Here is a 506-nt window from a genome sequence, read left to right as displayed (position 1 = left end):
AACATTTAAGCAGTCTTAGTTTTTGTATAGTAAATATTGGAAATATATTTAATTAATCATATTTAAAAATTTATATTTTTAAGCATATTACAACTATCAAAACTTATATAATTTTTATTAATCCACTTTTCATAACAGATTTATTTAAAACACTTAATATAATCGCTCTAAATAGGCACATAAAAATCACTAATAATACTTATTTTAATCAATATATTTATTTTAAAATCAAAGTACATTTATTCCTATTTTTTCAATATATCTTATATTTTCATTACAAAAATTCCCTCTAGCAATTGATACTATTCTGTCTTTTTCCTCTAATAATTTTGAAGCAATAATTAAAGATGTACCCATTCCAGAAACAAAAATTATATTATTCATTTTACATTTAAATAATATTGCTTCACTATTAATTGATTTATCAATATAGTTAAACTTATATTGACTATTTTTAATAAATTCATAACTTTCTCTAGGATGATATTTTATATAAAAATTTCTAT

The 506-nt window shown here is 18.2% G+C and carries 1 protein-coding gene; it reads right to left on the bottom strand.

From position 1 onward, the window contains the following. Window positions 1-228: 228 nt before the first annotated feature. Window positions 229-506: hypothetical protein (locus H9660_RS16180; protein WP_191751397.1), on the bottom strand; the 278-nt coding region annotated here is incomplete at its 5' end.

The organism is Clostridium gallinarum (assembly GCF_014836325.1).
GTDB classification, from domain to species: Bacteria; Bacillota; Clostridia; order Clostridiales; family Clostridiaceae; genus Clostridium; species Clostridium gallinarum.
Note: the sequence above shows the minus strand (reverse complement) of the source record. Positions and strands in the feature narration are given on the sequence as shown.